Here is an 8,432-nt window from a genome sequence, read left to right as displayed (position 1 = left end):
AGCTCAAACCGCTGGACGGGCCCGCGGTCGGGTTCCAACCGGGCCAGTTCAACATGCTCTATGCCTTCGGCATCGGCGAGGCGGCGATCTCGATCTCCGGCGATCCGGCCAGGCCGGACCGCCTTGTTCACACCATCCGGTCCGTGGGTGCCGTATCGGCGGCTCTGAGCGCGCTTGAAGATGGTGACATGGTGGGCGTTCGCGGACCCTTCGGTGCTGGCTGGCCGATTGCGGCTGAAACCGGGCACCATATCGTCTTTGTTGCCGGCGGGCTCGGGCTCGCCCCATTGCGGCCGGCAATCTACCATGTGCTGGAACACCGCAAGGACTATGCCGGCCTGACGCTGGTTTATGGCGCGCGATCACCGCAGGATCTTCTTTATGCCAATGAAATCAAGATGTGGAAGTCGCGCTTTGACACCGATATCGAAGTGACCGTCGACCATGCAGGCGCAGATTGGACCGGCCGGGTTGGCGTCGTCACGACCTGTCTTGACCGGGTTCTTGCCGGGTTGGACCCATCCAATGTATCCGCCTTCCTGTGTGGCCCCGAGATCATGATGCGGTTCGCGGTAAAAAGCCTGGCTGGCGGCGGCGTGCCGCAGGACAGCATCTGGATTTCGATGGAGCGCAACATGAAATGCGCCATCGGGTTTTGCGGTCATTGCCAGTTCGGACCCGAATTCATGTGCCGTGACGGGCCGGTGTTCCGCTATGATCGGGTCGCGGCGCTGATGGCCGAAAAGGAGATCTGACCTATGGCGCGCCCAATTCTTGCAGTCTGGAAATTTGCGTCCTGCGATGGCTGCCAGCTCACGCTTCTGGATTGCGAAGACGAACTTCTGGAGATCGCCGAGGCGCTCGATATCGCGCATTTCCTCGAAGCGACCAGCGCGGTTTCCGAAGGCCCCTACGATATTTCACTGGTTGAGGGCTCGATCACGACACCCCATGATGCCAAGCGTATCCGCAACATCCGTGACCAGTCCCGGACGTTGATTTCGATCGGTGCCTGCGCAACCTCGGGCGGCATTCAGGCGTTGCGAAACTTCGCTGATGTCGCGGAGTTTACCCGCGCGGTCTATGCGCGGCCGGAATTCATCGAAACGCTCGCAACCTCGACCGCGATCGCCGATCATGTAACGGTCGATTTCGAACTGCGCGGCTGCCCGGTTTCCAAATATCAGTTGCTGGAACTGATCACCGCCACCCTCGCCGGGCGCAAGCCGCATATACCGCGCGTCTCGCAATGCATGGAATGCAAGCTGAACGGGACGGTCTGCGTGATGGTCGCCAGCGGCACGCCCTGCCTGGGGCCGGTAACTCAGGCCGGCTGCGGCAATCTTTGCCCGGCGCATGGGCGCGGCTGCTATGGCTGTTTCGGCCCGCAGGAATCCCCCAACCCGCCAGCGCTGTCGGCGCAGCTGCTTGAACTGGGCTTGCCGAGCGCGGCGCTGCGCGATCTCTACCGGAGCTATAACGCAGGCGCGCCGGAATTTCACAAGGAAAGCCTTTCGCATGACTGAACGGATCATTCAGGTTGATGCCCTGGCGCGGGTCGAAGGCGAAGGTGCGCTTTATATTCGCCTCAACGGGCGCAAAATCGAGAAGGTCGAGTTTCGTATCTTTGAGCCGCCGCGCTTTTTCGAAGCCTTTCTGCGCGGCCGCGATGCCCATGAGACACCCGACATCACCTCGCGGATCTGCGGCATCTGTCCGGTCGCGTATATCATGAGCTCTTGCGCGAGCATCGAAATGGCGCTGGATGTCACGGTATCGCCCGAGATCGACCAGCTGCGGCGGCTGATCTATTGTGGCGAGTGGATTCAGAGCCACGTCCTGCATGCGGTCTTGCTGCATGCGCCGGATTTTCTTGGCCTTGATGATGCCATCCAGATCGCGCAAACCCATCCCGACCTGGTCAAGAAAGCCCTGCGGCTCAAGAAGCTCGGCAATTCGGTGATGGAATGCATTGGCGGCCGCGCCGTCCATCCGGTCAACACTCGGGTCGGTGGATTTTACCGCGCGCCGGACCGCGCGGCAGTGCACGCCCTGATCGCGGAACTGGAATGGGGCGCTCAGGCAGCGCGTGATCTTGCCCTTCACTTCGCCGGTTTCGACTTTCCCGAAGATGAATTCGATTATCACTTCGTCTCGCTGATCCACCCGGAACGCTATCCAATCATCGAGGGCAGGATCGGATCCTCCAAAGGCCTGAACATCGCGGTCGAGGATTTCAACGCGCATTTCCGGGAGGACCACGTCGCGCATTCCACCGCGCTTCATGGCCATATGCGCGACGGCTCGGTCTATCTTGTCGGCCCGCTGGCCCGCTATGCCAATAATTTCGACCTGTTGACGCCGGAATGTCAGGCAACAGCGCGCGAGGCCGGGCTTGGGCGGGTCGTGCGCAACCCGTTCAAATCCATTCTGGTGCGCCTGATCGAGGTGCAATATGCCTGCCAGGAAGCGGCCCGACTGGCGCGCGCCTATGTGCCGCCCGACCCGGCTTTCATCCCGACACAGCCCCGCGCGGGTGAAGGCCATGGCTGCACCGAAGCGCCGCGCGGTCTTTGCTACCATTCCTACCGGCTGGACACCGAAGGGCGGATCGCGCAGGCCCAGATCGTGCCGCCGACATCGCAAAACCAGCCCCAGATAGAGGCCGATCTTGCGCGGGTGGTGGCGGCAAATCTTGACCTGTCGGACAAACAGCTGAAATGGCGCTGCGAACAGACCATCCGCAATTTCGACCCCTGCATCTCATGTTCCACGCATTTTCTGAAACTGACGGTGGATCATGTCTGACCGGGCCGCGGAATTGCCGCTGATCGTGGGCATCGGCAATCGGTTCCGGATGGATGACGGGGTCGGGCCCTGGGTGGCCGAAACGCTGCAAGCGGCCGGGCGCGCGACGCGCAGCCATGCGGGCGACGGAACCGGGCTGCTCGATCTGTTTGAAGAGCATGACGATATCATCCTTGTTGACGCCACAAGAAGCGGCGCGGCACCGGGCAATCTGTTCGTCTTCGACGCCTGCGCAGAACCATTGCGCGCAGACATGTTCCATTATTCAACGCACCGTTTCGGCCTTGCCGAGGCGGTGGAAACGGCACGCGCGCTTGGCCTGCTGCCGGACCGGCTCTGGATCTATGGCATTGAAGGAAAAGACTTTGGTGCCGGCATCGGGTTGACGGCCTGTGTCGAACAAACGGCGCGGGAACTGGTGACCGAACTGGCCTCGGGGTCGACGACAGAGCGCGCCTGAAACCATGCGGTATCATGCGCCCGGCGCGATTGACCCCGATCATTGTGCGCCTGGGTGACATGAACTACTCAGGTAGCAGCTAGAGCGCGCCGCGCTATAAGGAGCGAAAAATGTGCCTTGCGGTTCCCATGGTCATAAAATCACGCGATGGTTTTCGCGCCCAATGTGAAGCGAAGGGAATAGGCCGGACGGTCAGCCTGATCCTGCTGCAACATGAGGATATCAAGGCCGGCGACCATGTGATGGTCCATGTCGGCTATGCCATCCAGAAGATAACCCCCGCAGATGCAGGAAGCGCCTGGGATATCTATGACGAAATGTTTGAGCCTGAGGCGAAGGCGGATCGGGATGCTTGAGCTGGCAATCTGCCAAAACCCGCTGTCGGAGGTCGATCACGCCGCCGCCCGTAACCGCGAATATTCTGACGCGCGCGCCACCCTTGCCGTCAATCTGATGGTGCCGCCCGGGTCCGGCAGGATGCGCCTTGCGGAAACAACCATCGCGGCGATTGGCGACAAGTATCGTATTGCGGTGGCCGACGCCGCCGTCTTTGCGGTCTCAAGACACCAGCGGGCGTTGCTGATACGGTGGCTCAACCGGTTGGATGCCAGGCTCCGGTCGCTTCGCGCGGGCACGGTCTTGCACCCGCGCATGGCCCGCCGCGGCACCCCGAACACCGCTGTCGCATCATGACGATTGCAGCCGATCCAGGCCGCGCACGCGCATGGCTCGATCGCATCCACGCGCTGCCGCTGCACAGCCGCATCCGCGTCATGAATGTCTGCGGCGGGCATGAACGCTCGATCTCGATGGCCGGATTGCGCGGTGTTTTGCCACCCCTGATCGAGCTGATTCCCGGGCCCGGATGCCCGGTCTGTATCTGCCCCGAAGAGGATGTCCATGCCGCAATCGAACTTGCGATGCGCCCCGGCATCACGGTGGTTTCTTTCGGCGACATGCTGCGCGTGCCCGCCAATGCCCCAAAGCGGCAACCGCGCACCCTCGAACAGGCCCGCGCAGCGGGCGGCGATGTTCGCCCGATCGCATCCCCGACCGAGGCGGTGCGGATCGCAAAGACCAGCCCGGACCGAGAGGTGGTCTTTTTCGCAGCCGGGTTCGAGACAACGACCGCGCCGATCGCCGGAATGATCGCCGAAGGTCTGCCAACAAACCTGTCGATCCTGCTTTCGGCCCGTCTGACCTGGCCTGCCGTCGCGATGCTGCTGGCCAGCGAAGAGGCGGGCTTTGACGCCCTTATCGCGCCGGGTCACGTCGCGACCGTGATGGGGCCGCAGGAATGGGGCTTCGTGCCCGCCACCCACGGCATCCCGGCCGCGGTCGCGGGTTTCGAGGCCGATAGCATATTGGCCGCACTGTATTCCGTGCTTCGGCAGCGGCTGGACGGGCGGGCCTTTCTGGACAATTGCTATTCCGACGTGGTCCGGCCGGGGGGCAATCCGACCGCCCAAAATCTGCTGAATGAGACGCTGGACGTGGTCGATGCAAACTGGCGCGGCATCGGCTCCATTCCTGCCTCGGGGTTTGCGCTGAAATCGCGGCTTGCCGGGCATGACGCTCTCAAGCGGTTTGACCTGAACCTTGATGCAGCGCGCAAGCGCGCCGGCCAAATGCCGCCGGGTTGCGATTGCGCCCGCGTGGTTCTTGGCAAGGTCTATCCCGACCAATGCGCGCTATACGGCAAGGCCTGCACACCGCGCAATCCGATCGGCCCATGCATGGTTTCCGACGAAGGTGCCTGCCGGATCTGGTGGGCGACCGGAATCAGACAAGGCAGGTCTGATGCCCGATAGAATATCCCAGGCTGCCGCGCCGATTGCATCGCCGAGATGCCGCCACCGTCGCAACGGTGCCACCGCTATCCATTCACCGACTGCACGCAATGCCGGCCGCGTCACACGATCATCCGGTCGCGGCCCCATGACCGGATCAAAAGGTCGATGTCCGGTTTTGCGATCTGTGCCGGGTGCCGCGCCGGATATGACGATCCGCGCGACCATCGGGCCGGGCCGGGAATTCGGATATTGCAAAACCGGATCATTGCGCCGAATGACGGTTGCCTGGCCTTCGGCCAGGCCATCGAATACATCCACGCCCATCGGGCAGATCAGGCACGTTCGGAGGCCCGGATGACATGATACGGGATCGGCACATTTCGTTGGCGCATGGCAATGGCGGGCGGTTCATGCGCGACCTGATTGACGGCATATTTGTCCGCCATCTTGGCAATCCGTCTTTGGACGTGGCGCTTGACGCAGCCCCGATATATCTCGATCCGGGTATGGATACGGTGATTACCACCGACGGCTTCACCGTCAGCCCGCTGGAATTTCCGGGCGGCGATATCGGGTCGCTGGCCGTGAACGGCACCGTGAACGACCTTGCCGTAAGTGGCGCGGAACCGCGCTATCTGACGCTCAGTGCGATCATCGAAGAGGGGCTGGAGATTGCGCTGCTCGACCGGATCGTGAAAAACCTCGCCCGCGCCGCGCGGGCGGCCGCCATCCGGGTGGTGGCGGGTGACACCAAGGTGGTGCCGCGTGGCGAGGGTGGCGGGCTGTATCTGACCACCACCGGCGTCGGTCAGCGCGCACCGACCTGCCGGTTGGGCACCGAGCGCATCCGCGAAAACGACGCGATCCTTGTCAGCGGCCCGGTCGGCGATCATGGCATCGCCGTCATGCTGGCGCGCGGCGAATTCGAGCTGTCCGGCCAGGTGATCTCCGATTGCGCGGCCGTGACCCCGTTCACCCTGCCGCTGGCCACGGATCCCGCGATGCGCTTCATGCGCGATCCGACGCGCGGCGGGCTTGCCACCGTCGCCCATGAAATCGCCCAGGCCACCTTGATGGATGTGCACCTGTCCGAGCCGCAGATTCCGGTGCGCGACGGCGTGCGATCGGTCTGCGAAATTCTTGGCTATGATCCTTACTATCTGGCATGCGAGGGGCGTGTCGTCGCAATCGTGGCCCCCGACGCGGTCGATGGCATCCTGGCGGCGTGGCGCAGGTTGCCCGGCGGCGAGGACGCGCGCGCCATCGGGAGCCTGCGCAAGGGGCGCGGCCATGTTATCCTCAAGACCTCAATCGGTGGCGAACGGCTGCTCGACGAATTGGAGGACGATCCGTTGCCGCGGATCTGCTGAGCGCGGCAAAACGCGGCTGCCCGATTTTATCCGCGCCGGGCCACCATGACCAAGAGGGGATCAGCAGGTGCAGCGCCCCCTCGGGCCGCGATACGGGATCGCCACTGTCAGGTTTTTCTGACATCGACCAGGCGTGCTGCTATCGGGCACTGGCCAGTCCGGATCAGCCAATTTCAACAGGCTTTTCAACGAGGCCAATCCCCTGCCGGAGCGGTAGGCGAAACAGGCCCGGGGCCCGGCCCGCAAGCACCGATCACGGCGGTGATTTGTCGGCACCCGCCTGTTCTGAATGCCTGCTCGCCATATCACCGGCGGCAATTTCGATGATCTCTGCGGTTATCGCTTCCTGGCGCACCCGACGCTGCGTGGCTTCAAGCGTCTCAAGCTCTCGCCTGATCTGGGCCTGCGCCGAGGCCATTACGCTCATCCGGGCCTCATTTTCAGAGGCAAAGGCGTGCAAGGCCGCATTGCAAAGCTGTGCGTGCAGATAATCTGCCTCAAGGTCTTTCAACAACACCTGCGGCGGCAGATTTGTCAGCGGCGCGGAAATTGGCGCAGAAACAGGCACCGGGACAGCGGCATCGGATCGCGGCGCGGGATCGGCCGGAAACAGCACCCTGCGTCTGATATGCGGCCCGCCGGATCGCCAGACCGTATGGATCGCGGCAAGGGCAGAGCTGTTGCCCGATGCCATATGATCCAGAACAACCTGAACCAGGCGGTCGGCAAATTTCGGGATACTGGCCGAATGCGACGGCAACCCCGCCTGCCACAGCGGCGCAATGCCGCGCTCTGCCGCCGTTGCCGCGCCTCTGGTGCCGATCAGAAAGATATCTGCGGCGGCAAGATCATCCCCGGCAAAATCCAGCACCCGGTCGCTGAAGGCCCCGACAAAGCCCTGCTCGGCGCAGAAAACCACCAGCGCCAATTTGCCCCGAACCTCCTTTGGCCCGCGCCCATCCCCGGAACCCGCCAGACTGACGCGCCCCATCGCGGCGGCGACGGTGGCGGCATAGCGATCAACGGCGGCGATCTGCGTGCGCGCCGTGCGGGCGCGGGTGCTGGCGATGCCGGTCATCGCCCCGACGACGCTGTTCAACTGGCGAACCCCCGCGATCCGTTCGGAAATCTCTGACAGACGGTCCGTCATGGGGCGGTCCCGGATGTTGGCCCGGATGCGGCAAGGTCGCGCGCCACCGACAGTATCACCTCCCCTTGTGCCGCGTTGATCGCCCCCGTTGCATCAATCGAACAGCCGGCCCCGTCCAGCGCCCCCGCCAGCGCCGCGCGAAACCCCGCCACCACATCGACATCCAGATCATCCAGCAGCCCGGCCTGCAGCGCCATCACCAGCGCCACCTCATCCAACAGCCGCAGCGGTGTGTGCTGGGGTTGCTTGAGAACCTCGCGTATCCGGGCCCCTCGGGTCAGTTGTTGGCGCACGCGCGGCTCGGGCGTGCCGCCGAACCGGGTGAACATCTCCATCTCAAGAAACTGCGCATAGTCCAGCCGCAGCGATCTGGCCGCCGCGCGCAGCGCCGGGGCCTGGGTCTTGCCGCCAACCCGGCTGACGCTGACGCCCACATCGACGGCCGGTTTCTGCCCGGCGTAAAACAGCGCCGAATCCAGCACGATCTGCCCATCGGTGATGGAAATCAGGTTGGTCGGGATATAGGCGCTCAGATTGCCCGCCTCGGTCTGGGCAATCGGCAATGCGGTCAACGAGCCGCCACCGCGCGCCGCCGACAGTTTCGCCGCCCGTTCCAGCAACCGCGCATGGACATAGAACACATCGCCCGGATAGGCCTCGCGCCCCGGCGACTGGCGGGTCAGCAGGGCAATTTCGCGGTGGGTCGCGGCATGTTTGGACAGATCATCAATCACCACCAGCGCATGCTGGCCCCGGTCGCGGAAATATTCCGCCATGGTCATGCCGGTAAAGGGCGCGATCCATTGCAGCCCCGGCGCGCTGGCCGACCCCGCGACCACCACGATGCAGCG

General features: G+C 63.6%; 10 protein-coding genes and 2 pseudogenes. 9 read left to right on the top strand and 3 right to left on the bottom strand.

Features of this window, described 5'->3' with window-relative positions:
- From ACW8PS_RS06025 to hypE, 9 genes are all read left to right on the top strand, one after another.
- On the top strand, window positions 1-755 hold a 755-nt coding region (locus ACW8PS_RS06025), incomplete at its 5' end, for an FAD/NAD(P)-binding protein (RefSeq protein WP_491526408.1).
- 3 nt (window positions 756-758) lie between these two features.
- Window positions 759-1,526 carry an NADH-quinone oxidoreductase subunit B family protein gene (locus ACW8PS_RS06020; RefSeq protein WP_491526407.1) on the top strand — a complete coding sequence of 256 codons (768 nt, stop codon included), beginning with the start codon at window positions 759-761 and terminating at the stop codon, window positions 1,524-1,526.
- Window positions 1,519-2,808 (top strand): Ni/Fe hydrogenase subunit alpha, encoded by a 1,290-nt coding sequence (locus ACW8PS_RS06015; protein WP_491526406.1) that lies wholly within the window; start codon window positions 1,519-1,521, stop codon window positions 2,806-2,808. Before ACW8PS_RS06020 ends, ACW8PS_RS06015 begins: the two co-directional genes overlap by 8 nt.
- The gene (locus ACW8PS_RS06010; protein WP_491526405.1) at window positions 2,801-3,268 is read left to right on the top strand and encodes a hydrogenase maturation protease; all 468 of its coding nucleotides are present in this window, start codon (window positions 2,801-2,803) and stop codon (window positions 3,266-3,268) included. The genes ACW8PS_RS06015 and ACW8PS_RS06010 overlap by 8 nt, the downstream gene beginning before the upstream one ends.
- A gap of 110 nt (window positions 3,269-3,378) precedes the next feature.
- Window positions 3,379-3,624 carry a HypC/HybG/HupF family hydrogenase formation chaperone gene (locus ACW8PS_RS06005; RefSeq protein ID WP_491526404.1) on the top strand — a complete coding sequence of 82 codons (246 nt, stop codon included), beginning with the start codon at window positions 3,379-3,381 and terminating at the stop codon, window positions 3,622-3,624.
- Window positions 3,617-3,961, top strand: a complete 345-nt coding sequence (locus tag ACW8PS_RS06000) for a hypothetical protein (RefSeq protein ID WP_491526403.1) — start codon at window positions 3,617-3,619, stop codon at window positions 3,959-3,961. The genes ACW8PS_RS06005 and ACW8PS_RS06000 overlap by 8 nt, the downstream gene beginning before the upstream one ends.
- Window positions 3,958-5,079 (top strand): hydrogenase formation protein HypD, encoded by a 1,122-nt coding sequence (gene hypD / locus ACW8PS_RS05995; RefSeq protein ID WP_491526402.1) that lies wholly within the window; start codon window positions 3,958-3,960, stop codon window positions 5,077-5,079. Before ACW8PS_RS06000 ends, hypD begins: the two co-directional genes overlap by 4 nt.
- A gap of 147 nt (window positions 5,080-5,226) precedes the next feature.
- On the top strand, window positions 5,227-5,424 hold the full coding sequence (locus ACW8PS_RS05990; RefSeq protein WP_491526401.1) for a hypothetical protein: 198 nt from the start codon (window positions 5,227-5,229) through the stop codon (window positions 5,422-5,424).
- Window positions 5,421-6,431, top strand: a complete 1,011-nt coding sequence (gene hypE / locus ACW8PS_RS05985; protein ID WP_491526400.1) for a hydrogenase expression/formation protein HypE — start codon at window positions 5,421-5,423, stop codon at window positions 6,429-6,431. The genes ACW8PS_RS05990 and hypE overlap by 4 nt, the downstream gene beginning before the upstream one ends.
- Window positions 6,432-6,483: 52 nt before the next feature.
- Here the strand turns inward: hypE and ACW8PS_RS05980 are convergent.
- The 3 genes and pseudogenes from ACW8PS_RS05980 to ACW8PS_RS05970 form a co-directional block, all read right to left on the bottom strand.
- A pseudogene (locus ACW8PS_RS05980) lies at window positions 6,484-6,657 on the bottom strand (transposase); the annotation flags it as partial.
- Between the two features lie 27 nt (window positions 6,658-6,684).
- Complete coding sequence (locus tag ACW8PS_RS05975; RefSeq protein WP_491526399.1) at window positions 6,685-7,581, bottom strand: F0F1 ATP synthase subunit gamma; 897 nt, start codon at window positions 7,579-7,581, stop codon at window positions 6,685-6,687.
- Window positions 7,578-8,432: pseudogene (locus tag ACW8PS_RS05970) on the bottom strand (F0F1 ATP synthase subunit alpha); the annotation flags it as partial. The pseudogene ACW8PS_RS05970 and the gene ACW8PS_RS05975, both read right to left, overlap by 4 nt.

This window comes from Alterinioella sp., assembly GCF_058343375.1.
The sequence above is the reverse complement of the archived record's forward strand: the minus strand, read 5'-3'. Positions and strand labels throughout refer to the sequence as shown.